At 73.4% G+C, this 25,825-nt stretch carries 16 protein-coding genes; 5 read left to right on the top strand and 11 right to left on the bottom strand.

The window, feature by feature from the left end:
* Positions 1–123: 123 nt before the first annotated feature.
* Together ABD126_RS21980 and ABD126_RS21975 are read right to left on the bottom strand one after the other, a co-directional pair.
* A complete protein-coding gene (locus ABD126_RS21980) occupies positions 124–1,029 on the bottom strand; it encodes an ABC transporter substrate-binding protein (protein WP_343935753.1) in 906 nt (301 codons plus the stop codon).
* 6 nt (positions 1,030–1,035) lie between these two features.
* Positions 1,036–2,175, bottom strand: coding sequence for an LLM class flavin-dependent oxidoreductase (locus tag ABD126_RS21975; protein WP_343935752.1), 1,140 nt, complete (start codon positions 2,173–2,175; stop codon positions 1,036–1,038).
* Between the two features lie 363 nt (positions 2,176–2,538).
* Between ABD126_RS21975 and ABD126_RS21970 the strand changes: the two genes are divergently transcribed.
* The gene (locus ABD126_RS21970) at positions 2,539–3,261 is read left to right on the top strand and encodes an ABC transporter permease subunit (protein ID WP_343935751.1); all 723 of its coding nucleotides are present in this window, start codon (positions 2,539–2,541) and stop codon (positions 3,259–3,261) included.
* A complete protein-coding gene (locus tag ABD126_RS21965; protein WP_343935750.1) occupies positions 3,258–5,081 on the top strand; it encodes an FAD/NAD(P)-binding protein in 1,824 nt (607 codons plus the stop codon). The genes ABD126_RS21970 and ABD126_RS21965 overlap by 4 nt, the downstream gene beginning before the upstream one ends.
* A 39-nt stretch (positions 5,082–5,120) precedes the next feature.
* Here the strand turns inward: ABD126_RS21965 and ABD126_RS21960 are convergent, their stop codons facing one another.
* The 9 genes from ABD126_RS21960 to ABD126_RS21920 all read right to left on the bottom strand — a co-directional run bounded on the left by ABD126_RS21960 (position 5,121) and on the right by ABD126_RS21920 (position 14,225).
* Positions 5,121–5,381, bottom strand: a complete 261-nt coding sequence (locus ABD126_RS21960) for an NADPH-dependent FMN reductase family protein (RefSeq protein WP_343935749.1) — start codon at positions 5,379–5,381, stop codon at positions 5,121–5,123.
* 748 nt (positions 5,382–6,129) lie between these two features.
* Positions 6,130–6,621 carry an isopentenyl-diphosphate Delta-isomerase gene (gene idi, locus ABD126_RS21955; RefSeq protein ID WP_343935748.1) on the bottom strand — a complete coding sequence of 164 codons (492 nt, stop codon included), beginning with the start codon at positions 6,619–6,621 and terminating at the stop codon, positions 6,130–6,132.
* Between the two features lie 19 nt (positions 6,622–6,640).
* Entirely contained in the window at positions 6,641–7,606 is a 966-nt protein-coding gene (locus ABD126_RS21950; RefSeq protein WP_343935747.1) for a UbiA family prenyltransferase, read from the bottom strand.
* Between the two features lie 32 nt (positions 7,607–7,638).
* Complete coding sequence (locus ABD126_RS21945) at positions 7,639–8,619, bottom strand: UbiA family prenyltransferase (protein ID WP_343935746.1); 981 nt, start codon at positions 8,617–8,619, stop codon at positions 7,639–7,641.
* Positions 8,620–8,628: 9 nt separating this feature from the next.
* The gene (locus ABD126_RS21940) at positions 8,629–9,432 is read right to left on the bottom strand and encodes a TauD/TfdA dioxygenase family protein (RefSeq protein WP_343935745.1); all 804 of its coding nucleotides are present in this window, start codon (positions 9,430–9,432) and stop codon (positions 8,629–8,631) included.
* Entirely contained in the window at positions 9,429–10,415 is a 987-nt protein-coding gene (locus ABD126_RS21935) for an L-tyrosine/L-tryptophan isonitrile synthase family protein (RefSeq protein ID WP_343935744.1), read from the bottom strand. Before ABD126_RS21935 ends, ABD126_RS21940 begins: the two co-directional genes overlap by 4 nt.
* A 73-nt stretch (positions 10,416–10,488) precedes the next feature.
* Positions 10,489–13,137: a helix-turn-helix transcriptional regulator gene (locus tag ABD126_RS21930; RefSeq protein WP_343935743.1), complete on the bottom strand. Its 2,649-nt coding sequence runs from the start codon at positions 13,135–13,137 to the stop codon at positions 10,489–10,491.
* A 35-nt stretch (positions 13,138–13,172) separates the two neighbouring features.
* Positions 13,173–13,928: a thioesterase II family protein gene (locus ABD126_RS21925; RefSeq protein ID WP_343935742.1), complete on the bottom strand. Its 756-nt coding sequence runs from the start codon at positions 13,926–13,928 to the stop codon at positions 13,173–13,175.
* Positions 13,929–14,051: 123 nt separating this feature from the next.
* Positions 14,052–14,225, bottom strand: coding sequence for a hypothetical protein (locus tag ABD126_RS21920; RefSeq protein ID WP_343935741.1), 174 nt, complete (start codon positions 14,223–14,225; stop codon positions 14,052–14,054).
* Between the two features lie 564 nt (positions 14,226–14,789).
* On the opposite strand from ABD126_RS21920, the gene ABD126_RS21915 reads away from it, so the two are divergent.
* The 3 genes from ABD126_RS21915 to ABD126_RS21905 all read left to right on the top strand — a co-directional run.
* Positions 14,790–15,569, top strand: coding sequence for an AfsR/SARP family transcriptional regulator (locus ABD126_RS21915; RefSeq protein WP_343935740.1), 780 nt, complete (start codon positions 14,790–14,792; stop codon positions 15,567–15,569).
* A 103-nt stretch (positions 15,570–15,672) separates the two neighbouring features.
* Positions 15,673–16,887, top strand: coding sequence for a cytochrome P450 (locus tag ABD126_RS21910; RefSeq protein ID WP_343935739.1), 1,215 nt, complete (start codon positions 15,673–15,675; stop codon positions 16,885–16,887).
* 45 nt (positions 16,888–16,932) lie between these two features.
* Positions 16,933–25,825, top strand: an 8,893-nt coding sequence (locus ABD126_RS21905; RefSeq protein WP_343935738.1) for an SDR family NAD(P)-dependent oxidoreductase, incomplete at its 3' end; no start/stop codon positions are given.

Raw genomic sequence — 25,825 nt, 5'->3', positions numbered from 1 at the left:
GATCAGATCACCGTGATGGGTCGAGTTGCGCAATTCCTGAGGGAATCTCACTCGAATGGAGCACTTCCGGGAGGGTCGATCGGGCGGTGGGACCGGGCTGGCGAAGGGCCCGGTCCCACCGGGTCACGCACGCTCGGGCGGGCTGATCTCCGATCGCGGGATGGCGGAGGCCGTGGTGCCCCACTTGGTGAGGACGCGCTGGTAGGTGCCGTCCGCGATGAGCTTGTTCACCGCCGCCTGGAACGCCGGCGTCAACGGCGACCCCTTCTTGAAGGCGAAGCCCACGTCCAGGCGCTTGAACTCGTTCAGGAACTTCAGGTTCGGCTGGTTGGCCGCCGCGTGGCGCAGGCCGTTGATCGTGCTCATGATGACGTCGAAGTGGCGTTGTCGGAGGCCCGGGAAGATCGCCGCGTTCTCCGAGAACGTCAGCACCTCGTAGGCGGGTTCGCCGTTGGCGGGGCAGACCTGCTTTTCGCGTTCCAGGGTCGCCTCGAACGTCGTCCCCGCGCCCACGGCGATCTTCAGCCCGCACAGCTGGTGCAGGGTCTCGACCTTCTCCAACCGGGTGTCGTCCGCGCGCACGGCGAAGCCCTGGCCGTCGTTGACGTAGGTGACGAAGTCGACCGTCGTGAGACGGGCTTCGGTGACGCCGAAGTTGCCGGTGCCCACCTCGTACTTGCCCGAGGCCAGCGCCGGGAGGATGGCCTCGAAACCGGCGACCTCGCGCTCCACCCGCACGCCCAGGACCCGGCCCACCGCCTCGGCGATGTCGATGTCCTGCCCGAGCACGGTCCGGTTGTCCTCGGCGTAGTACGACGACGGCGGCCGGCCGCCCACGGACGAGCCGAACCCGACCACCCCGGACCGGCGGGTCGCCTCGGGCAGCAGCGCGGCGATGCTCTCGTCCCTGCCCAGCGACGACAGCACGTCCGCGGTCGGCTTGGTCCCGGGACTGGCCCGGGGCGCGCCGCAGCCGGCGACCACCAGGGCCAGCAGGGAGGTCAGGAGCAGAAGGGTTCTCGTGCGCATCGCCGGTCAGCCGTCCACCGCGAGGGCGTCGCGCTCGACCACGGCGGTCCGGGTGCCCGCCCGGTCGCGCTTGGCGACCTCTTCCCGGACGATCGGGATGACATGGCGGCCGAAGTCGATGGCGTCGTTCAGGGTGTCGTAGCCGCGTGCCGAGAAGATGTCCACGCCCAGGTCGTAGTAGTCCAGAAGCGCCTGGGCGACCGTTTCGGGCGTGCCCACCAGGGCGTTGGAGTTGCCCGCGCCGCCGGTGGCCTCCGCCGTGGCTGTCCACAGTGCACGGTCGAACCGCTCGCCGCGGGCCGCGATCTCCAACAGGCGCTGGGAACCGGTGTTCTGCGGGTTGGTCAGCGAGTGCCGCCGGGTCAGGGACTTGCCGCCCGCGGTGCGCCGCTTGATCGCGTCCACCGTGCGGTGCGCCTTCTCCCAGGCCAACTCCTCGGTCGCACCGAGGATCGGGCGGAAGGCGACCTGGATGCGCGGCGTGTCCGTGCGACCCGCGGCGCGGGCGGCCTGCCGGACGGACTCGATCTGGGCGGCGGTGTCGGCCAACGGCTCGCCCCACAGGCAGAAGATGTCCGCCACCGCGCCACCGGCCTTGTAGGCGGCGGGGGAGGAACCGCCGAAGGAGACGTCCGGCCTGGGCTGCCGCACCGGGAAGACGTCGCTGACGAAGTCCGCGAACCGGTAGTGCGCGCCCTCGTGGTCGAACGGCTCGGTGGAGGTCCAGGCCTTCTTGACGATCCGGATGTACTCCTCGGTGCGCGAGTACCGCTCGTCCTTGGTCAGGTAGTCGCCTTCGCGCTGCTGCTCGCGGTCGGTGCCGCCGGTGATGAAGTGCACGGTCAGCCGGCCGTCGGAGATGCGGTCCAGCGTGGCGAACGTCTTCGCGGCGAACGTCGGGTAGGAGACGTTGGGCCGGTGCGCCAACAGGATCTGGAGCTGGTCCAGCTCCGTGGCGACGTAGGCGGCGGCCTGCGCCGGGTCGGGCGAACCCGAGCCGTAGGCGAACAGCACGCGGTCCCAGCCGTGCTCCTCGTGCGCGCGGGCCAGCCGCAGGGTGTAGTCCTTGTCGAACGAGGCGCCGCCGCGGGCGTGCGTCTCGGAACCGTCGTTGGTGCCGCCGATCCCCAGGAACTCAACAGGCACGGCAAAACCTTCCACTTCAAGTGGCACAGGGGAAACCCGGTCAACGGGTGAGTGCGGAGAAGACGCAGGACGCCGACGCGGCGGGGCGTTGAGGGAGACGCGCGCGGGCCGGCCCGGTGCTCGTCTAGCGCGGACAGGAGGACGACCACACCCGACCGAAGTCGATGTGGCCGCGAATGACCAGCCGCAGGAAGTCCACGAACCCAGTGCAGCAGCGGGCGGGCACAACGTCAACGGCGGTCCGACCGGCGTCCAGATCCCGGAATCCCTTGACGCGCCAACCGCCGGCGCGCCTACGATCACGGTGCGGCGTTGAGGGACGCGGCACTGTGACACGTGTTCCCTCCTGTGCTGGAGCAGCCGATGAGCGCTTCGACCGTCGCCCCGCCGACCCCGTCCCGCACCGCCGCCGAGATCGTGCCGCTGCGCCGGCTGTGGCGGTGGGCGTCCGCCGCGCTGGTGCCGGCCGCCGTGCTGGCCTTCGCTTGGTCGGCGGTGACGAACGAGCAGTTCCAGTGGGTCGTGGTGGCCCAGTACTTCACCGCCGAGGCCGTGCTGCGCGGGCTCGGCCTGACCCTCTGGCTCACCGCGCTGACCGTGGTGTTGGGCTTCGCCATCGGCGGCGTGCTGGCCGTGCTGCGGTTGTCCGGCAACCCGGTGCTGGTCGCCGTGAGCTGGGGTTACGTGTGGCTGTTCCGGTCGGTGCCGTTGTTGGTGCAACTGCTGTTCTGGTTCAACATCGGCGCGCTGTACCCGGCGCTGTCCGGCGTGCCGCGCGCGGAGGCCGAGGAGTCGGCGCGGTCGTTGCTCGCCCGGGTCGGGCTGGCCGGTCGTGAGGACGCCTACCCGCGGCAGCTTTCCGGCGGGCAGCGACAGCGGGTGGCCATCGCGCGGGCGCTGGCCATGCGGCCCGGGGTGGTGCTGTTCGACGAGCCGACCTCCGCGCTGGACCCCGAACTGGTCGGCGAGGTGCTGGCGGTGGTGTTCCTGGACGACGGGCTGGTGGTCGAGTCCGGGCCGCCCGAGGACGTGCTGGACCGCCCCGCCCACCGGCGCACCCGCGAGTTCCTGGCGCTGGTGCGATGAGCGTCGTCGTGTTCGTGGGGGCCGGACCGCGCACGTCCGGGCTGCTGGAACGGTTGGGGGCCAACGCTCCGGAGCTGTTCGACGGGCCGTTGGAGGTGCACCTGGTGGACCCGTTCCCGGCCGGCTCGGGGCGGGTGTGGCGGCACGAGCAGTCGCCGTTGCTGCGGATGAACTCGATGGCCGAGGACGTCACCATGTTCACCGACGCGTCGGTGGTGTGCGACGGCCCCGTGCGGCCCGGCCCGTCGCTGGCCGAGTGGGACCCGTCGACCGCCGACCTCGACGGCGACGTGCTGGCCGAGCTGGCGGCGATGGGACCCACGTCGTTCCCCAGCCGGCGGGTGCAGAGCGCCTACCTGAAGTGGTTCCACGACCGGGCGGTGGAGTCCCTGCCGGCGGGCAGCGCGGTGCACGTCCACCCGACCCGGGCCGTCCGGGTGACCGGGTGCCCGCAGACGCGCCAACGCGTGTGGCTCGCCGGGCGGGCGGAGCCGGTGGTGGCCGACGTGGTGGTGTTCGCGCTGGGGCACCTGGACACCGCCTTGTCGCCGGAGCACGCGGCGTTGCGCGACTACGCCGAGGACCACGGCCTGGTGTTCGTGCCGCCCGCGTACACCGCCGACGCGGACCTGTCCGTGCTGCCCGCCGGCGCGGACGTCGTCGTGCGGGGCATGGGGTTGGCGTTCATCGACCTGGTGGTGCTGCTGGCGGAGGGGCGCGGCGGCACGTTCGTCCGGGTGGACGACGTGCTGCACTACGTGCCGTCCGGCCGCGAGCCGCGGTTGCACGTGGGTTCGCGGCGCGGGGTGCCCTACCACTCGAAGACCGGCTACCGGTTGCGGGGCGACGCGCCCGAGGGGCCGCGGTTCTTCGTGGCGTCGGACCTGCTGGCGCGGCCGGGCGAGATCGACTTCCGGTTGCACGTGTGGCAGTTGATCGCCAAGGAGGTCGCGTACGGGTACTACCGGGAGCTGTTCACCGGCCACCCGTCGCGGGTCCGGCTGAGCTGGGCGGAGTTCGCCGACCGGTACGCCGGGCTGGACTGGTACAGCCGCGACATGCGCGCGCTGGAGGCGGAGGCCGTGCCCGCCTACTCCGACCGGCTGGACTTCGAGCAGCTCGACCGGCCCATCGACGGGTTGGCGTTCGACTCGTCCGACGGGTTCCAGGAGTTCCTGCGGTCCTACATCGCGGCCGACGTGGCCCGCCGGTCGGATTCCGCGTTCAGCGCCGACCTCGGTGCGTTCATGGCCCTGCTGACCGCGTACGGGCAGTTGTCGGCGCTGGCGGCGTCGGGGCGGCTGACCGGCGAGGACGGGTGGTGGCACGGGTTCTTCAGCTACTTCGTCTCCGGCCCGCCGCCGGACCGGTTGGAGGAGCTGCTGGCGCTGTCCCGGGCCGGTGTCGTGCGGTTCCTCGGGGCGGACACGTGGGTGGAGCCGGTGGACGGGGTGTTCCTGGCGGGCAGCGTCAGCGTGCCGGGGACGGTCGTGCGGGCCACGGGCCTGGTCGAGGCGCGGCTGCCGACGCACACGTTGTCCGGCACGGCCGAGCCGTTGCTGTGCTCGATGCTGGCGTCCGGGGACGTCCAGGAGCGGTCGGGGCTGGTGGCCGTGGACCCGGTGGACAGCCGCGTCCTGGACGCCTCGGGCACGCCCCACACACGCCGCTTCGCCGTGGGGCCGTACACGACCAACAAGGCGCAGGCGGCGTTCGCGCGTCCCAACACCAACAACCCGGCGTTCCGGCAGAACGACGCCGTGGCGAGGGCGGTGCTGGCGTTCCTCGCGGCGGAGGCGGTGGACGAGTCGGTGGCCTAGAACCGCCGGCGCAGGACCGGCGCGCGGTGCGCGGGTCCGTCACCGCCCCGCGCCCACCGGCGAGAGGAACCACCCGGCCTCACCCAGCCGCTCACGCAACGAGGTGATCAACACGGTCTGGTCCGCCGCCAACTCCGACTCGTCGACGAACAACCCGCGCCCCGGCACCTGCGCCCCCAACTCCGCAAGCAACGGCTTGAGATGCACCTCGACCGCCAACGCATGCTTGTCCGCAGCCGCGACCAACAACGGCACAGCCGTCTTGCCGCGCAACCACCCACCGGGCGCTTGGTCCAACACGGCAACAGCCCGGTGCAGGTCGCCTTGTAGGTGGCGGCGAAGCCGCAAGCGGGCAGCCCACCGGAGGGGACACAACCCAAGCCGGGCTTCTTGCTTGTGTCATCTCCGTATGGCCCGCCCGAAGGGCTACCACATTTTCCCGGGGTTGGGCCAAAAAGTTTTGCGAGGGACGAGCAAAAGTTTTTCGACCAGCCCCGGGAAAATGTGGTCGGCTTTGCCGGGTCATGCGGAGATGACACAAGCAAGAAGCCCCCGCTTTGGCAGTTGTGTCCATCTTCGGTGGCTCGCCCGCCGGCGAGGCTCTTTTACTCTTTGAACTCACGCTGTCGCTCTCAAGCCCTCGCTTCGCGGGTCCTCACAGGACGCGCTCCGCGCTAACTTAGGGTGAACGCGCTTCGCGCTTGAGAGCGCTTCGCGCGACGCGCGAAGCGCTCTTAAGCTTAAAAGCGGCCGGGAGGCCTCCAGTGGGGGGAAGGGCCTGCGTGTTCCCCACCGCATGACCTGGCGGAGCCGACCACAGATTTCCCCGGGTGCCGCTAAAACTTTTGCTCGTTCCTCGCAAAACTTTCGGCGTCACCCGGGGAAATCTGTGGTAGCCCTTCGGGCAGGTCATACGGTGGGGAACACGAAGGCCCCTTGTGGCTGGGAGCCCAAACCGAAAGCACGCCGCTGCGCGGCGAAGCGCGCTGCGCGCGGAAGGTGTGGCGGTGCAGAGGTGTGGCGGTGCGCCGGTTGCGTTGCGGGCGGGTCAGCCGGCGGCTTTGAGTGCGTTTTCCACCTCGACCACCGGCCATCGGATCGGGTCGTCGCCCAACGCCGCCAGCTCGGCCACCTGGAGCCTGCACCACGGTGACACCGACACCTCGTTCGTCCGGACCGCGTACACGAAGTCCAACCAGTCCACCCACTCGAAATCGCCCACCTCCAACGGGTCCGGGGTGGGTCGGGCGTCGGTGACCACCCGGTACACCGGTGTCACCGCCTCCTCCAGCACCGCTCCCTCCCGCACCGCGCGGTACCTCGACGCGGGCAGGACCAGTTCCGGTACCGGGGTCGCCAGGCCCAGTTCCGCGCGCAGGGTGCGCACCACCGCGTCCGGGACGGGTTCGCCGGGGGCGGGGTGGCCGTGGCACGTGTTGGTCCAGACGCCCCGCCAGGTGCGCTTCGCGTGACCGCGCATGGTCAGCAGCAGTCGCCCGCCGGGGGTGAAGACGTAGCAGGAGAACGCCAAGCGCTCCATGGTTCCTCCATCAGAATGGTCAGCCCGCGAGCACGAAGGCTGCCGCGATCACCGTGCCCCACCCGGTGGAGGCCACCTGGAGCGGGACGAACTTGGCCCTGGGGCGCAGGAACGCCAGGGCGTCCTCCAAGGGCTTGCCGCGCACGCCTCGCCAGGTGCCCGACACGTGGAACAGGGCGAACGCGATGGCCGCGACCATCGGCACCGCGCCCCAGGTGAAGCCGCCCAGCGACAGGACCGCGACGCACACCGTGGTGCCGCCGACCGCGATCAGGCCCGTGGCCACGGCCATCGCCCGGGTCAGGCCCAGCGCCCGGACGCAGGTGTTGATGTCGAAGGCCGCGTCCTCCGGCCAGTCCTCGGCCGTGTTGACCATGACGATGCCGACCTGGTTCAGGCCGAAGCCCGCGATCACGGCCAGCAGCGGCCACGAGAGGTCGCCGGGGATGGACCGCACGACGATCAGCATCGGCAGCCACAGCAGCACCGCGGCCAGGCCGGGGATCTGCCACACGCCCGAGTTCTTCAGGTGGATCGGCGGGATCGAGTACTGGGCGCCGATGTAGAGGGTGAAGGCGACCAGCGGCAGCAGGTCCCAGTTGCCGGTGCGGAACGTGTGGTAGGTCGCCAGGGCCAGGACGGCGACGCCGGTCACCGCGATCTGCACCCGCACGTTGCGCAGGCCCAAGCCGTACACGGCCTCCGACAGGCGCGTCTTGTAGACGGCGTCCACGTCGCGGTCCGCGTACGCGTTGGTCATGTCGATGAAGTGCATGACCGACAGGGCCATCACGATGACCAGCGCGAAGTCCAGGGTGGCCAGCGTGCTCGCCGAGTCCACGGACAGCAGGGTGGGGATCGAGTAGATCGCCAGCATCACGGCCAGGTACTCGACGCGGCGGATGCGGATCGAGTACAGCAGCCGGCGGCCGGCCGACAGCGGGGTGGTGGGTGCGGCGGGTGCGCGCACCTCTTCGACGGACATGGGGTCTACCTCCGGGGGGTGTTGTCGGTGCTCTACCGGCCGGCGAGCACGAAAGCGGCGGCGATGACGGTCGCCCAGCCGGTGGTCGCCACCTGGATCGGGACCAGCTTGGCCCGGGGCCGCAGCCGGGCCAGGCCGTCCACTTCGGACACCCGGCGGACCAGGCGGGCGGTGCCGAGCACGTGGGACGCGGCGAAGCCCAGCGCGGCGGCCGGCGCGAGCAGGCCGAGCGACGGGCCGCCCTCGGCCAGCAGGCCCAGCAGGGCCACCGCGCCGCCGCCGCCGACCATGCCCGTCGCGAACACCATCGCGCGGGGCAGGCCCAGGGCGATGACGGACGTGCGGATGCCGTGCGCGCGGTCCTCGGGCAGGTCCTCGGCCGTGTTCACGACGATGATGCCGATCAACGCGGCGCCGACGCCGGCGACGGTGGCCACCAGCGGCCAGTCGAAGTCGCCGCCCAGCGCGCGCACCACGATCGCCATCGGGATCCAGATGATGATGACGACCGCGATGAGCGGCTGGAGGACGCCGCGGGTCTTGAAGTGCAGCGGCGGCACCGAGTACTGGGCGACCAGGACGGTCTCCGCCGCGATCAGCGGCAGCAGGTCCCAGTGCCCGGTGCGCGCCGAGAGGGCGACGGCCAGCGCCGCCCCGACCACGACCGTGACGCCGATCTGCCACCGGACGTTGCGCACGCCCAGCCCGTGGACCGCCTCGGACAGGCGCGACTTGTAGGTCGCGTCCACCTCGCGGTCGGCGAGCGTGTTCACCATGTCGGCCACGTGCACGACGGCCAGCACGGTGAGCAGGGTCAGCGCGAAGGTGCCGGACAGCAGATCGGCGGCCGTGTCGACCGACAGCAGCGCCGGGACGAGCATCACCGACAGCCACACCGGGAAGAACTCGACGCGGCGGATGCGCAGCGACCAGTCCAGCTTGCGCAGCGGGGTGGGCCGGGGCCGCCGGACGGCTTCGGTGACGGGTAAGCGCGGGCTCTCGGTCGTGGTCATGGCCTGCTCCTAGAGGATCTGGATGCGCTGGAGGTGCCGGGAGGAGTTGCCGCGGAACGCGTTGCGGCCGTGCAGGAGCGCCTGGTTGTCCACCGCGACGATGTCGCCGTCCCGCCACTGGTGGTGGTAGCAGACCTCCGGGTGGTGCATGCGGTCGCGCAGGTCGGTCATGAACGCCTGGGCGTCCACTTCGGACTTGCCCTCGATCTCCACCCACACCGGGTTGCGGTAGCGCTCGGGGTCGAGCGGCTCGCCGTAGCGCAGGACCGTCTCGCCGGTCTCGGAGTGCTCGGCCAGCAGCGGCGACACCGTCTCGCCGCCGTAGTAGCCGAGCTTCTCCGTCCGGTAGGTGACCCGCGTGCCGGCCCACTCGCGCACCAGCTCGGCGGGCGTGCGCCGCAGCACCTCGACGCTGTCGGAGAACACCGTCTCGCCGCCACCACCGGCCACCGGGGCCTCGACGCACTGGAACAGGAAGTAGCGCGGGGCCCGCTTCGCGAACGCGCCGTCCCAGTGGAACGGCACGTCGGTGCGGCTGAACAGGTAGTTCTTCGGGTCCTCCTGGACCACCAGGTCCAGCACGGCCCCGAAGTCCCAGTGCAGCACCTCGCCCCACCGCGCGCAGTAGTCGACGAGGTCTTCCCTGTCCAGCAACGGGAACCCGCGCAGGACGACGACCTTGGACTCGACCGTCCAGCGCTCCAGCACCGACGGGTGGATGTCGCGCAGGTCCGCGGGGCCGTCGGCGGTCACCAGCCGGCCGAACGGCGACAACGGCGTCTCCTCGACGCGCAGCTCGGATGCCTTGGTCATGACGCGATCTCCTCCGGCGGGAACTCGGGGTTGACGTAGTGGCTCGGCCGGCCGTTGCGCCAGATCAGCGACGCGTTGTCGCGCTCCGCCTGGGCGCGCTTGACCAGGGTCATCGTGGTGCCGTCGTCCACGACGACGCCGTGCCACGGGGTGAGCCAGCTGTCCCTGGTGCGGATGAGGTGGAACCCGATCTTCTCGGCGTGCCGGGGCTGCGGGTGGATCGACAGCCGCATCGAGTCGGGGAACCGCGCGGCCACCAGGTCGCCCCAGGCGCGGCTGCGCTGGATCATCCGGTAGGCGAAGTCCTTGCAGTGCTCGCGCAGCTTGGTGCGGCTCATCTCCGGGTGCAGCGGCGACTGGTCCTCCAGCATGAACCGGTGCATTCCGTTGAACATCGACCGCGCCGCGAGGTCCATGCGCACCTCGGCGCGCAGGTCGTCCAGCGGCGTGGCGTGCCGTTCCAGCAGCAGGCGCCGCATCCGGTCGTAGTCGGTCAGGCCGAACGCGTCGTCCAGCGAGTACAGCGACACCGAACTCGCGCCGGTCTGGTCGATGATCCGCCGGAGTTCGTCGCGGTAGGCGGTGACGTCGTCGTCCGGGATGCCCAGGATGTCGGAGAAGACGTGGCCGTCCGAGCAGATCAGGATGCGCGCGCCCGGCGGGTGGTAGTGGCTCACCTGCTCGCAGAACGACTGGAGGAACTCCACGGAGATCCGCTCGCCGAGGTCGGGCAGCGAGCCGACGACCTTCTCCGGGTTGCGGGACTTGGCGGGGAACGCGGGCAGCACGAAGTGCACCGGCTCGCCGGCCAGCACGTAGCGCAGCACGCGGTTCTCGTGGGTGTGGTAGCACTGGTCGCACGGCTGCTCGCCGCACGGGTCGTCGGGGTGTTCGAGGCGGCGGAACCGGAAGGTCAGCGCGAGTATCCGGTGTGCCAGTCGACTCGCCTGCCTGCCGATTCCTTCGTACTCGACTGCGGTCATGTCGTGTCCGATCGCATTGTGGTTTCCTTGTCGGGCAACGGGTCGCCGCGCCCGAGCACGCGTTCGCGCCGCCTCACGCGAACACCTCCTCGGTCGGACCGATCGGCACCAGGTCCGTCCGCCTGCTGATCCCCAGCTTCCGGTAGGCCCTGGTCAGGTGCTGCTCGACGGTGCTGACCGTGATGAACAGCTTGTGCCCGATCTCGCGGTTGGTGTGACCGCGGGCAGCCAGGTTCACGACGCGCCGCTCGGCGTCGCTCAGGGCGGCGAGCCCGTCCTCCGCGCCTCCGTCGCGCTCGTCCAGCGCGTCGTGGAGCGGTTGCAACTTCTGCCGCAGCAGCCCGGCGGCGCAGCCCTCGGCGAGTTGGAGGGCACGCCGGCCCATCATCTTGGCGCGGCCGAACTCGCCGAGCGCCTGGCCGGTCTGGCTGAGGTCGGCGAACGCGTGCGCCAGTTCGTGCCGGTCGCCGCTGGCGTGCAGCAGGTCCATCGCCTCGCACAGCATCGCCTGGCGCTGCTTGGGCGCGCACGCGGACGCCAGCGCGCGCAGGCCCATGCCCCTGGCGCGCGGGCTGTCCGCGCCGGGCAGGGCGAGGTGCTCGGTGACCAGTTCCCGCGCCGCTTCCGGTCGGCCCGAGCGGACGTGCACGCGGGCGAGGTCCACCCGCCACGGCAGGTCGGCCGGGTCGTCGGCGGCCCAGCGCACGGCCAGTTCGCCGGCGGCCCGGAAGTCGGCGAGGGCGGCTTGCCGCCGGTCGGCGGCGTCGTAGTGGACGCCCCGGGCGCGCAGGTACCGCGGCCAGAACAGGCTTCGGCGCAGCGCCGGGGGCGTCGGGTGGCGCAGCGCCTCGTCGGCCTGGTCGAGCCGGCCGGTCAGGGTCGCCGCGAGGACGAGGTGGTGCAGCGGCGACCCGATCGCGACGCCCCAGGAGGCCGCGGACAGGGTCGTCAGCGCTTGGCGGGCGTGCCGGTGGGCCGCCGCGAGGTCGCCGCGCCGCAACGCGGTGTCGGCCCGGACGTCGGACAGCACGGCGCGCCAGCTCGCGAGGTCGCGCCGGTCGGCTTCCTCGTGCAGGCGCTCGCACCAGTCCTCGGCGCGGTCGAGCCGGTCGGCGGTGATCAGGGCGCGCAGGGCGGCCCAGACGGCGACCAGCACCGAGTCGCCGGGGCGGGCGCGCTGGAGCACCTCCTCGGCGCGGTCCAACGCGAACCGGTCGGCGGCCGGGTCCTCGGCGGGCGCGCGGTCGGTGCGGGTCCGGGGGCCGTCGGGGTCGCAGTGGCGGAGCCAGTCCGCGGTGGCGCGGTGGTCGGCGGCGACCTCGGGGTCGGGGTGTTCGGCCAGCTCGTCCAGGCCCGCCAGCACCTCCGCGGCGTCGTCCGGCCGGCCGTGCCAGGCCAGGGAGCGCGCCAGCAGCAGGGCGTCCCGCCCGTCGAGGAGGTCCGCGCGGGCCGCGTCGAGCAGGGACGGCAGGTGCCGCAGGACGCTGGACGGCTTGGACCGCCAGTGCAGCCGGACCAGCCCGGCCTCGACGGCCGCCCGCTCGCGCGGGTCGGCGGTGGACGCGAGGGCCAGTTCCAGGCAGTCCACGGCGTGCGCGGTGGCGTCCTCCACGGCGGCTTCGGCCGCCGCCGCGACGAGCACCGGCACGGCCCACGGCTCGACCGGCGCGCCCACGGCGACCAGGTGCTCGGCGACCTCGACGGCCGGCGCGGCGTCGTCGTGCAGGAGCAGGGCCGCTTCGTGCCGCAACGCTTCCAGCACGTCCGGCGGGCAGTCCTCCAGGACCGCGGCGCGCACGGCGGGGTGGTGGAACTCGTGGCCGTCGACCAGGCCGGCCTCGGCGAGCGCGGTCACGGCCTGGCGGGTGGCGGCCGGGGTGACGTCGGCGAGCGCGGCGCACAGCGCGGTGGACGCCCGCGGGCCGGCCACGGCCACCGCGCGCGCCACGTCGAGCAGCCGGGGGTCGCTGCGGTGCAGGCACGCCAGCGCCGCGTGCACGAACGCGTCCCCGACCGCCGGGAACTCCGTCGCGCCGCGGGAGTCGTCGGCCAGCGCGTGCACCAGCATCGGGTTGCCGCCGCTGAGCGCGTGCGCGGGTCCGGCGAGCCGCCGCGCCACCTCGGGCGCGAACCGCTCGGCGAGCAGCCGGCCGACCCCGTCGGGCGACAGCGGCAGCAGCCGCAGGTGCTTGCAGTGCGGCTGCCGGGTCAGCTCGGCGTGGAACGCGGCGCCGGCGGGCCGCGCGGTCACGCAGCCGCTCAGCACGAGCAGCACCCGGGCCGCGCGGATGCGCCGTTGCAGGTAGAGCAGGGCTTGCAGGGACAGGGGATCGGCGAACTGGACGTCGTCCACGACGACCACCAGCGGCCGTTGGGCGGCGAGGTCGAGCAGCAGCCGGCACACGCTCTCCAGCAGCCGCGCGTCGTCGTCGCGCAGCGTGGGCGCGTCGGTGTCCCCCGCCGGGAGGGCCGGCCGCAGGTCCGCCCCGTGGCACAGCTGGTTCACCACGCCCAGCGGGATGGCGCTCTCCGCGAGCGAGCAGGCCGCGGTCAGCACCAGCGCGCCCTCGGCGGCGGCGCGCTCGGCCAGGGCGTTGACCAGTTCGGTCTTGCCGCTGGCCACGCCGCCGTCGACGAGCGCGACCCGGCCGTGGCCCGCCGCCGCGGTCGCGTGGAGCGCGGTCAGCTCGGACAGCAGGTGTTCTCTCTCGATCAGTGGCACTCCGCTCACCCCCTGTGTTGGCGGCGCGACTGGTGTCACACGGCCTCGCGGTCGGTGGCACGGGCGTGGGCCCTGATCCGGTGGAGGATCTCGGGCATCGAGTCGTTGAGGTAGAAGTGGCCGCCGGGGTGGACGGCGAGGTCGAAGGACGCGTCGGTGTGCTCGCGCCAGCCCTCCGCCTCCTCAAGCGTCACCCTCGGGTCGGCGTCGCCGACCAGCGCGACGACCGGGCACGTCAGCCGCGGGCCGGGCCGGTACTCGTAGGTCTCGGCCGCGGTGTAGTCGGAGCGGATCGCGGGCAGCACCATGCGGACCACGTCCTCGTCGTCCAGCAGCGCGGAGTCGGTGCCCGCGAGCGCGCGGACGTCGGCGATCAGGCCGGCGTCGTCGCGCAGGTGGACGCGTTCCAGCCGCCGCCGGTGCGGAGCGCGCCGACCGGACGCGAACAACGCGGTGGGTGGGACGCCCAGCCCTTCCAGCCGGCGCGCGACCTCGAACCCGAGCGTCGCGCCCATGCTGTGGCCGAACAGGGCGACCGGCCGGTCCACCAGCGGCAGCACCGCGGCGACCAGGCGGTCGGCCAGCTCGTGGACGGAGGTGAGGCCGGGCTCGCGCTGCCGGTCCTGCCGGCCGGGGTACTGCACGGCGAGCACGTCGACCTCGGGCGAAAGCTCTTGCGCCACGCGGAAGAAGTAGCCGGCGGAGCCCCCGGCGTGCGGCAGGCACAGCAGGCGGGTCGCCGCGTCGTCGGACGGGTGGAAGCGGCGGATCCACAGCTCGGTCTCGGACATCTCGTCAACTCCGCGGTGTCGGATTGCGCCGCCTTCGGCGACGCGGCCTCGCGTGGTGGTCGGTGGCCGTTGCGGGGGCGCTGCCCACCGGCGGCATGCGGTGGGCGCGCCCGGGAGGTGCGGTCAGTAGCACGAGCCGCTCTGGCCCTCGCTCCAGCTGATCGTGGTCGGGCGGACGGCGGCGATGCCGGTGTTGGTCCAGCTGTCCAGCACGTCGACGGAGAGCGCGCCGGCCGCGGGCGCCTCGGCGCCCTCGAAGAAGAACGACCGGACAATCTCATTCGCGATGATCGGCATGGAAAGTCTCCTCGCGGGGAAGTTCGCTCGGTGTGGTGGGCGACGTTCGACACAAAAGGTGCTCGATCGGCGGGTTCCGCGACAAGGCCGCCCCTCACCCATCGCCCGCCGTTTCGTCACAGCGCACCCGTGAAATCCTCATACTCACCTCCAGCGATCACCCCGGTGACTTTCCGTGAATCCCCGGACGGCCTCCTACCGGACTCCCGCCGGACACCCGCGACACCTCCCCGTAACCCGTTCGGAGCACCATCGCAGCACGTGGCGTGCACGGCTCAGCCCTTATCGCGGAGCCCCTTCCCACCGGCCGCGTTAATTAACCCGAACGCCCTCCGGACCTCGCTCACCAGTTCACCGTGACCCGCTCACCGCGCCTATGTGAAACCGTCACACCCGACCGTGGGCGCACAATGGCTGACCAGGTGCCGGCCGGATTCACCGGAATGCCCGGCCCATGCCCCTAGGAATTCCCCCGACCTACCTAGGGGTGTCCCGGCAGTTGCCGGAAGTGGGAAGCTCCGATGTGCTTCTTACGCGGTTCCGGCTTATCTCGGGAGTGAGTCCATGAAGTTCTCCGTTCTCGGGAGCACCGAGGTCGTCGACGGCGGCGCCCAGCTCGAACTGGGCGGCGTGAAGCAGCGCGCGATCCTCGGTTACCTCCTGCTGCACGCGAACAAGGTCGTGCCGACCAGCCAGATCCTCCAGGCCATGTGGGAGGGCAACCCGCCCCCGACGGCCCGGAAGATGGTCCAGAACGCCGTGTCGGGCATCCGCCGGATGCTCGCCGCCAACACCGATCCGACCACCACCCCCCTCCTGCGCACCCACCGCCCCGGCTACCAGCTGCGGGTGGACGTCCAGGCGGTCGACCTGTTCGTGTTCCGCTCGCTGGTGCGCGACGGGCGCTCCGCGATCTCCGAGGGCGCGCACGCCCTCGGCGCCGAACGGCTGCGCGAGGCGCTGTCGCTGTGGCGCGGGCGGGCGCTGGCCGACCTCGTGGAGACCGGCATCTGCTGGTCCGAGCTGACCGCCCTGGAGGACGAGCGGCTCTCCGCGCTGGAGGACCGGCTCGACGCCGAGCTGGCGTGCGGCCGGCACCGCGAGATCACCCCCGAGCTGGAGGTGCTGACCGCGACCGAGCCCATGCGGGAACGGCTGTGCCTGCAGTTCATGCTGGCGCTGTACCGGTCCGGGCGGCAGGCGGACGCGCTGCGCGTCTACCGCCGCACCCGCGAGGCGCTCATCGACGGCCTCGGCCTCGAACCGGGGCGCGGCCTCCAGGAGCTCCAGCAACGGATCCTGGAGCACGACGCCACGATCCAGGTCCCCGCGCTGGTGGGCTGACCGCCCCGCTCACCCCGGCGATTACCCGACCGTGGAGCGGTCGCGCGCAGCATGGGCTGCGCGCGCGGTCCGCGCCGGCCAAGACTTCCCTAGCGAGGATGACATGACGGACAAGTGCCCCGTGCACGGGCATGAAATGCCGCTCGACGACGACTACTACTCCTCCCCGTACGCGCCCTACGCGCTGTACGCCGCGCTGCACCGGGAAGGTCCGATCCACCGGATCTGCCTGGACGACCACGACCCCGCGTGGATCGTCACCGGCTACGACGAGGTGCACGCCGGCCTGCGCGACAAGCGCCTGGCCCGGCCGCGCGAGTACGCCAACCCGGACACCTTCACCACCAAGCGGTTCCCGGAGGGCGAGGCGACCGGCACGATCGTCACCACCGACCCGCCGCAGCACACCCGCCTCAAGCGGATGGTGAACTTCACCTTCCTGCCCCGCAACGTCGACACGTTCCGCCCGCGGGTCGACGAGATCGTGGACGCGCGGCTGGACGCGATCGAGGCGGCCGGCGGCGGGGACCTGGTCAACGACTACGCCGCCGTCCTGCCGATCACGATCATCTGCGACGTGCTGGGCATCCCGGAGAACTACCGGGCCGAGCTGAAGCACTGGTGCGACCTCGCGTTCGGCGGCGACGAGCAGATCAACGCCACCACGCGCGAGAAGCTGTCGATGTTCGTCAACGACGTGCGCAAGCAGAAGGCGGAGAACCCGACCGACGACCTGCTGTCGTACTGGGTGCACGCCAAGAACGCCGACGGCGAGCCGGAGCTGACCGTCTTCGAGGTGATGAGCCTCGCCCTGCTCACGCTGCTGGGCGGCTACGACACCACCGCGGGCATGATCAGCCGGGGCGCGCTGGCCCTGCTGGACAACCCCGAGGCGCTGGAACGGCTGCGCGCCAACCCCGACGAGTTCGACGTGGCCGTCGAGGAGCTGCTGCGCATGCACGGCTCGGTGCACCACGGGTTCCGCCGGTTCGCCACCGAGGACCTGGAGATCGGCGGCACGAAGGTGGCCGCGGGCGACACGGTGTACCTGCACCTGACCGCCGCGGGCAACGACCCGGAGAAGTTCCCCGACCCGCAGCGGTTCGACCTGGACCGCGCCGACAAGTCGCACATGGCCTTCGGCGGCGGCGCGCACTTCTGCTCGGGCTCGGAGCTGGCGCGCATCGAGGTGACCGTGGCGCTGCGCAAGCTGTTCACCCGCTTCCCGAACATCAAGCTCGCCACGGACCCGAAGACGTTGCGCCTGCGCAACTCGCCGCTGCTGCCCGCGGTGATGCACCTCCCCGTCACCGTCTGACGTCCCCCGGCCCGCTTCGCCTTGTCGACAAGAGGTTGTTGAACAATGCCGCGCACCGACCTGCTCCGGCCCCTGCCCGAACTGCTCCGGTCCAACGCAGGCCGGTCCGGCTCCCGGACCGCCTACGCCGACGCCCGGCGCAGCGTGACCCACGCCGACCTGGACGTGCGGACCGCACGGCTCGCCGGTCACCTCGCCGATCTCGGCGTCTGGCCGTCGGACCGGGTCGTGGTCCTGCTGGACGGCGTGTCGGCCGTGGAGGCCGTCCTGGCGGTGGTGCGGGCGGGCGGCATCGCCGTGCCGCTGGACCCGGCGCTGGACGACGCCGAGCTGGCCCGCCTGGTCGAGGACGCCGGCGCGGACACGGTGATCACCGACGCGGCCGGCGCCGCGCGGGTGTCGCCGCTGAACCTGGTGGTGGACGGGGACTTCTCGGGCGCGCACTCGTTCGAGGACCTGGTGGCGACCGAGCCGTCCGCGCCGGCCCGCGACGACCTCACCCTGGACGACCTGGCGTTCCTGACCTACACGGCGGGGGCGACCGGGCCGCGCAAGGGCGTGCTGTCCACGCAGCGCAACGCGTTGTGGCCGGCGGCGACGGCGTACGCGGTGCAGCTCGGGCTGACGCCGGACGACCGGCTGTTCTGGCCGTTGCCGGTGCACGCCGGGTTCTCGTTCCTGGTGGCGGCGACGGCGATGGGCGCGTCGGTGCGGCTGGCGTCCGGCCTGGGGCCGGAGGAGCTGCGGCGCGCGTTGGCCGACGACCGCAGCACCGTGGTCGCCGGCACGCCGCTCAGCCACGCCGCCCTGCTGGACACCCCGCGCCCCGGCGCGGTGGGCGTGCGGCTGGGGCTCGTGGTCGGCGCGGTGGAGGCGGCGGCGCGCGAGGTGTTCGAGGAGGCGTTCGCCGCGCCCCTGCTGACCGTGTACGCGACCACCGAGACGTCCGGCCCGATCGCGGTGAGCTGGCCGGACGGCGACCCGCGCCGGCGGTGCCTGCCGCTGCCCGGGTTGAGCGTGCGGGTCGTGGACCCGGTGACCGGCGCGGACCTGGGGCCGGGCCAGGAGGGCGAGGTCTGGGTCTCCGGGCCGAACGTGATGTCCGGCGGCTACCACAACCTGGCCGCCGAGACGGCCGACGCGCTGCGCGGCGGCTGGTGGCGCACCGGCGACCTGGCGCGCCGCGACGAGTCCGGCTACCTCGCGGTGACCGGGCGGCTGGCGGACCTGGTGACCGCGGGCGACCTGCGGGTTCGGCTGGACAAGATCGACACCGTGCTGCGGGCGGTGCCCGGCGTGGTGGACGCGGCTGCCGCCGAGGGTCCCGTGGCCTACGTCGTCGGGTCCGCTGTGGACAGCGCGGCGGTGGTGGACGCCTGCCGCGCGGCCGGTGTGGCGCTGCCCGCCGAGGTGTACCGGGTGGCCGCGATCCCGCGCACCACCGCCGGCACGCCGGTCCGCCACCTGCTCACCGGGCTGCCCGCCCGTCTGTTGGGCGTGGCGACCGCCGAGTACGGCACCCTGCACACGGCCGACGGCCCGGTGCGCGCGGCGCCCGGCACGGCGCTGACCGGCGCCGTCGCGTTCGTCGGGCACGACGACACGCTGGCCCGCCACCTCGCCGAAGCCCACGACGTCCGCGAGTTCCGCCACGTCGCACCGGGCGCCGAGCCGGGCGATGCCGATGTCGTGGTCGCCGTGGACACCGACCTCGCACCGCTGGCCGACCACCCCGGCCGGCTCGTCGTGCTGTCGGGTGGGCACTCCCCCGAGGCCGACGACCTGGTCCTGCGCCGGCGCGACCGCGGTCTGCCCGGCCTGTCCCTGGCCTGGTCCGCGCCCGGCTTCACCCCGCTGCCGGTCGACCGCCGGGCCGCCGCGCTGGACGCGGCGCTGGCCGCCGACGAGCCGTGCGTGGTCGCGGCCCGGGTCGAGGACACCGCCGCCGACACCTGCGCCGTCCGCGCCGACCTCACCGCGCGCCTGCTCGCGACGCCCGAGGCCGAGCGCGCCGACGTGCTGCTCGACCTGGTGCGCGCGGAGACCGCCGAGGTGCTGGGCGACCAGGCCCCGCCGGTGCTGGACGCCGAGACCCCGTTCCGCCGCCTGGGCTTCGACTCGCTGACCGCCGTGCAGCTGCGCGGGCGGCTGAGCGCCGTGACCGGCCTCGACCTGCCCGCGACCCTCGTCTTCGACCACCCGACCCCGGACACCGTCGTCGACCACCTGCTCCGGGAGCTGGGCGCGGCCCCCGAGGACGCGCCGGCCGAGCCGGTCGCGGTCGCCGTGCGCGACGACGAGCCGATCGCCATCGTCGGCATGGGCTGCCGCTTCCCCGGCGGGGTCGCCTCCCCCGACGACCTGTGGCGGCTGGTCGCCGACGGCGTGGACGCGATCAGCGCCTTCCCCACCGACCGCGGCTGGGACCTCACCGCGCTGTTCGCAGGCGACGGTCCGGGCACGTCGGCGGCCGGCGCGGGCGGGTTCCTGCACGACGCGGCCGAGTTCGACGCGGAGTTCTTCGGCATCAGCCCGCGCGAGGCGCTCGCGATGGACCCCCAGCAGCGCGTGCTGATGGAGACCGCGTGGGAGGCGCTGGAGCGGGCGGGCATCGACCCGGGGTCGTTGCGCGGCAGCGACACCGCCGTGTTCGCGGGCGTGCCGGTGCAGGACTACGGGCGCGGCGGGCACAGCGAGGACGACGGCGTCGACGGGTTCCTGATCACCGGCATCGCGAGCAGCGTCGCGTCCGGCCGCATCGCCTACGCGCTGGGCCTGGAGGGTCCGGCGATGACCGTGGACACGGCGTGCTCGTCGTCGCTGGTCGCGCTGCACCTGGCGGTGCGGGCGCTGCGGTCCGGCGAGTGCGGGATGGCGCTGGCCGGCGGCGTGACCGTGATGTCGGGGCCCGAGACGTTCACCGAGTTCTCCCGGCAGGGCGGCCTGTCCGCCGACGGCCGGTGCAAGGCGTTCTCCGACGACGCCGACGGCACCGGCTGGTCCGAGGGCGCGGGGATGCTCGTGCTGGAACGGCTGTCCGACGCGCGCCGCAACGGCCACCCGGTCGTCGCCGTGCTGCGCGGGTCGGCCGTGAACCAGGACGGCGCGTCCAACGGCCTGACCGCGCCCAACGGCCCGTCGCAGCAACGGGTCATCCGCCAGGCACTGGCCGACGCGGGCCTGCGACCGTCCGATGTGGACGCGCTGGAGGCGCACGGCACCGGCACGGCGCTGGGCGACCCGATCGAGGCGCAGGCGGTCCTGGCCACCTACGGCCGCGACCGCGAGACCCCGCTGTGGCTGGGGTCGCTGAAGTCCAACATCGGCCACACGCAGGCGGCGGCCGGGGTCGGCGGCGTGATCAAGATGGTGATGGCGCTGCGCCACGGCGTCCTGCCCCGGACCCTGCACGTCGCCGAGCCGACGAAGAAGGTGGACTGGTCGGCGGGCGCGGTGGAGCTGCTGACCGACGCCGTGGAGTGGCCGACGACCGACCGTCCGCGCCGGGCCGCCGTGTCGTCGTTCGGCATGAGCGGCACCAACGCGCACGTGATCCTCGAAGAACCGCCCGCCACCAACGCCACCGCTGGTGAAGGGCCGGCGGTGGTGCCGTGGGTGCTGTCGGCGCGCAGCGAGGCGGCCGTCCGCGACCAGGCCCGCCGGCTCATCGACCACGTCGAAGCCCACCCGGACCTGGACATCGCCGACGTCGGCCGCTCCCTCGCCACCACCCGCGTCGCCTTCGACCACCGCGCCGCCGTGGTCGGCGCGGACCGCGACGAACTCGTGGCCGCCCTCATCGCGGTCGCCTCCGGCAGCGAGCCCGCCACCGTTGCCGAGAAGGGCAAGACGGCCTTCCTGTTCACCGGGCAGGGTTCGCAGCGCCTGGGCATGGGGGCCGAGCTGTCCGCCTTCCCGGTGTTCGCCGAGGCCTTCGCCGAAGCCCGCGCCGCCCTCGACCCGCACCTGCCCAAACCGCTCGCCGAGGTCCTGAACACCGAGGAACTGCACGACACCGGCTACACCCAGCCCGCGCTCTTCGCCTTCGAGACCGCCCTCCACCGCCTGGTCACCTCGTGGGGCGTGCGCCCGGACCACCTCGTCGGCCACTCCATCGGCGAACTGGCCGCCGCGCACGCCGCCGGCGTGTTCACCCTCGAAGACGCCGCCAAGCTGGTCGCCGCGCGCGGCCGGCTCATGCAGGCGCTGCCGCGGGGCGGCGCGATGGTCGCCGTCCAGGCCACCGAGGACCAGGTCGCGCCCTTCCTGTCCGACCGGGTCGCCGTCGCCGCCGTCAACACCCGCACCTCCCTGGTCCTGTCCGGCGACGAGACAGCTGTCCTCCAAGCGGCCGACGAGTTGGCGGCACAGGGCCACAAGACCAAGCGGCTCACGGTGTCGCACGCCTTCCACTCGCCGCTGATGGAACCGATGCTGGACGAGCTGCGGAAGGTCGCCGAGGGCATCACCCACCACGAGCCGCAGATCCCGCTGGTCTCGACCGTCACCGGCCGCCCGTACACCCCGACCGCCGACTACTGGCCGCGCCAGGTCCGCGAGGCCGTCCGGTTCGCCGACGCCGTCGACGCGCTCACCGGCGTGACCACCTACGTCGAGATCGGGCCGGACGCGGTGCTGTCGGCGCTGGCGCCGGACACCGCGATCCCGCTCACCCGGGCCAAGCGCGACGAGCGGCGCACCGCGGCGGAGGCGTTCGGCCGGCTGTTCGCCGCCGGGTCCACTGTGGACGGAACGGCGTTCTTCCCGCACGCGCGGGCCGTCGAGCTGCCCACCTACGCCTTCCAGCGCCGCTCCTACTGGCTGCGCCCGGCGGGCGGCGGGGACGTCGGCGCGGCCGGCCTCACCTCCGCCGCGCACCCGCTGCTCGGCGCGGTCCTGGGCGTGACCGACACCGACCGGCTGGTGCTCACCGGCCGCCTGTCGCCGCAGGCCCAGCCGTGGCTGGCGGACCACGCCGTGGCGGACTCCGTGCTGCTGCCGGGCACCGCGTTCCTCGAACTGGCCGCCCAGGCCGCGCGGCACACCGGGTGCGCGGTGGTCGAGGAGATGACCCTCCAGGCCCCGCTGGTCCTCGCGCGGCGCCCGGTCAACCTCCAGGTGTGGATCGGCCGGCCCGACGAGCACGGCCGGCGCGAGTTCGGCGTGTACTCCCAGCCCGCCGACCACGCCCCGGGCGAGGAGTGGACCTCCCACGCCTCCGGTGTGCTGACCCCCGACGAGACCCCGGTCCCGGCCCCGGTCGGGCAGTGGCCGCCGGCCGGCGCGGAACCCGTCGAGGTGGACGACTTCTACGGCTGGCTGCTGGCGCGCGGCTTCGGCTACGGCCCGGCGTTCCAGGGCGTGCAGGAGGTGTGGCGGCGCGGCGGCGAGCTGTTCGCGCGGGTCGCGCTGCGGCCGGAGGAGGAGGTCGGCGCGGTGCGCTTCGGCGTCCACCCCGCCCTGCTCGACGCGGCCCTGCACCCGATGGTCCTCGACCTCGACGGCGGCCCCGGCCGGGCGTGGCTGCCGTTCTCGTGGCGCGGGGTGCGGCTGCACCGGGCCGGCACGTCGGCCCTGCGCGTCCACCTCACCCCGGCGGGCGAGCACGCGTTCCGCGTGGCCACCTACGACGACGAGGGCAGCCCGGTGCTGTCGGCGAACGCGGTCACGGTGCGGCCGGTGGCCACGGCCGTGTCCGGGCCGGCGCCCGCGCTCTACCGGACCGAGTGGGTGCCGGTCGCGACCTCCGCCGCCGACACCGACGTCGAGGTCTTCCGCGTCCGGCCCGGTGACACCGCCGAGGCCGTGCGCGCCTCCCTGGCCGCCACGCTGGCCAAGCTCCAGGCCGCCGACGGCCGGCTCGCCGTCGTCACCACCGGCGACCTGGCCGGGCAGGCGACCCTGGGCCTGGTCCGGTCCGCGCAGACCGAGCAGCCGGACCGGTTCGTGCTCATCGAGACCGACGGCGCCGAGCAGTCCGACCGGGCGCTGGCCGCCGCGATCGGCACCGGGGAGCCGCAGCTGGCCGTCCGCGCTGGCGCGGTGACCGTGCCCCGGCTGGCCGCGTACGAGCCCGCCGCCTCCGACGCCCGCCTGTTCGACCCGGCCGGCGCGGTGCTGGTCACCGGCGGCACCGGCGGGTTGGGCGCCGAACTGGCCCGCTACCTGGTGTCCGCGCACGGAGCGCGCCACCTCGTCCTGACCTCGCGTCGGGGCCCGGACGCGCCCGGCGCGCTCGACCTGGCCGACGAACTGCGCGCCGCCGGCGCGGTCGTGGACGTCGTGGCCTGCGACGCCGCCGACCGGGACGCCCTGGCCGCCCTGCTGGACACCCTGCCGACCCTGGTGGGCGTGGTCCACGCGGCGGGCGTGCTGGACGACGGCGTGCTGGAAGCCCTCACCCCGCAACGCCTGGACACCGTCCTGCGCCCCAAGGTGGACGCGGCCCTCAACCTGCACGAGCTGGCCGGCGACGTCGAGCTGTTCGTCCTGTTCTCGTCCGTCGCGGGCATCGTCGGCACGGCCGGCCAGGCGAACTACGCGGCGGCCAACGCCTTCCTCGACGGCCTCGCCGCCCACCGCCACGCGCGCGGCCAGGCGGCCACCGCGCTGTCCTGGGGCCTGTGGGACCGGGACGGCGCGATGTCCCACAGCCTCGGCGAAGCCGACCTGGCGCGGCTCGCCCGCGGCGGCCTCCTCGCGCACAGCGTCGCCGACGGCCTGGCCCTGTTCGACGCCGCGTGCCGGTCCGGGCAGCCGCACCTGGTGCCCGTCACGATCGACGTGGCCGCCGTGCGCGCCGCGACCCACCCCGCGCCGCCGCTGCACGGCCTGGCCCGCGTCCCCCGCCGCCGCCAGGCCGCCGCCAAGCCGACCGGGTCGGCGCTGGCCCGCGAGCTGGCCGGCCGGGCCGCGGACGAGCAGCGCCGCGTCCTGCTGGACCTGGTGCGCGCGCAGGTCGCGACCGTCCTCGCGCACCCCGACCCGGCCTCGATCAGCGGCTCGAACGCGTTCAAGCAGCTCGGGTTCGACTCCCTGATGGCCGTCGAGCTGCGCAACCGGCTCAACAGCGCCACCGGCCTGCGCCTGCCCGCCACGCTCACGTTCGACCACCCCACCCCGGAGGCCATCGCCGAGCACCTGCTGGGCGAGTTCGGCGAACGGGTCGAGGCCAAGCCCGGCCCGGTGGCGGCGCGGGCCGTGGACGAGCCGATCGCGATCGTCGGCATGGCCTGCCGCTACCCCGGCGGCGTCGAGTCGCCCGACGACCTGTGGCGGATGCTCGCCACCGGCCGTGACGGCATCACCGGGTTCCCCACCGACCGCGGCTGGCGGCTGGACACCCTGTTCGACCCCGACCCGGACACCCCCGGCACCAGCTACGTCAGCGAGGGCGGGTTCCTGCTCGACGCGGCCCGGTTCGACGCGGACTTCTTCGGCATCAGCCCGCGCGAGGCGCTCGCGATGGACCCGCAGCAACGCGTGTTCCTGGAGGCCTGCTGGGAGGCCCTGGAGAACGCGGGCCTGCGGCCGGACGGCCTGCGCGGCTCGGCGACCGGCGTGTTCACCGGCCTGATGACGCACGACTACGCGGCCCGCTCCAGCGCGGTGCCCGAGGGCGTCGAGGGCTTCTGGGGCACCGGCACGGCGGGCAGCGTCGCCTCCGGCCGCGTCGCCTACGCGCTGGGGCTGGAAGGACCGGCGGTCACCGTGGACACCGCGTGCTCGTCGTCGCTGGTCGCGCTGCACCTGGCGGCGCAGGCGCTGCGGTCGGGCGAGTGCTCGCTGGCGCTGGCGGGCGGCGTCACCGTGATGGCCACGCCCGGCCTGTACGTGGAGTTCTCCAAGCAACGCGGGCTCGCGCCGGACGGGCGGTGCAAGGCGTTCTCGTCCACCGCGAACGGCACGGCGTGGGCCGAGGGCGTCGGCGTGCTGGTCGTGGAACGGCTGTCCGACGCCCGGCGCAACGGCCACCCCGTGCTGGCCGTGCTGCGCGGTTCGGCGGTCAACCAGGACGGCGCGTCCAACGGCCTGACCGCGCCCAACGGCCCGTCGCAGCAACGGGTCATCCGGCAGGCGCTGGCCAACGCGGGCCTTCAACCGTCCGATGTGGACGCCGTCGAGGCGCACGGCACCGGCACGGTGCTCGGCGACCCGATCGAGGCGCAGGCCATCCTGGCCACCTACGGGCAGGACCGGGCCGTGCCGCTCAAGCTCGGCTCGCTGAAGTCCAACATCGGCCACACCCAGGCCGCGGCGGGCGTCGGCGGCGTGATCAAGATGGTGCTCGCCATGCGGCACAACGTGCTGCCGAAGACGCTGCACGTCGAAGAGCCGTCGCCGAAGGTGGACTGGGCGGCCGGGTCTGTGGAGCTGCTGACCGAGGCCGCCGAGTGGCCGGTCAACGGGCACCCGCGGCGGGCCGGCGTGTCGTCGTTCGGCGTGTCCGGGACCAACGCGCACGTGATCATCGAGGAGCCGCCGGCGGCCCCGACCACGGGCGGCGAGACACCGCCGGTCGTGCCGTGGGTGCTGTCCGGGCGGACCGAGTCGGCGTTGCGCGACCAGGCCCGCCGCCTGCTCGACCACGTGACCGCGCACGACGCCCTGCCGCTCGCCGACGTCGGCCACTCGCTGGCCACGGCCCGGGTCGCGTTCGACCACCGGGCCGTCGTCCAGGGGACCTCGCGGGAGGACGTGCTGCGCGGGCTCGCCGCCGTGGCCTCCGGTGACGACGCTCCGGGTGCCGTCGTGGACGCGGTGCGCGGCGGTGGCCTGGCGTTCCTGTTCACGGGTCAGGGTTCGCAACGCCTGGGCATGGGCCGCGACCTGCACGCCTTTCCGGTCTTCGCCTCAGCCTTCGCCGAAGCCTGCGCGGCTCTCGACCCGCACCTGCCCAAGCCACTGGCCGACGTGCTCGACACCGACGAACTGCACC

Source organism: Saccharothrix mutabilis subsp. mutabilis (genome assembly GCF_039521145.1).
Classification (GTDB): Bacteria; Actinomycetota; Actinomycetes; order Mycobacteriales; family Pseudonocardiaceae; genus Actinosynnema; species Actinosynnema mutabilis.
Note: the sequence above shows the minus strand (reverse complement) of the source record. Positions and strands in the feature narration are given on the sequence as shown.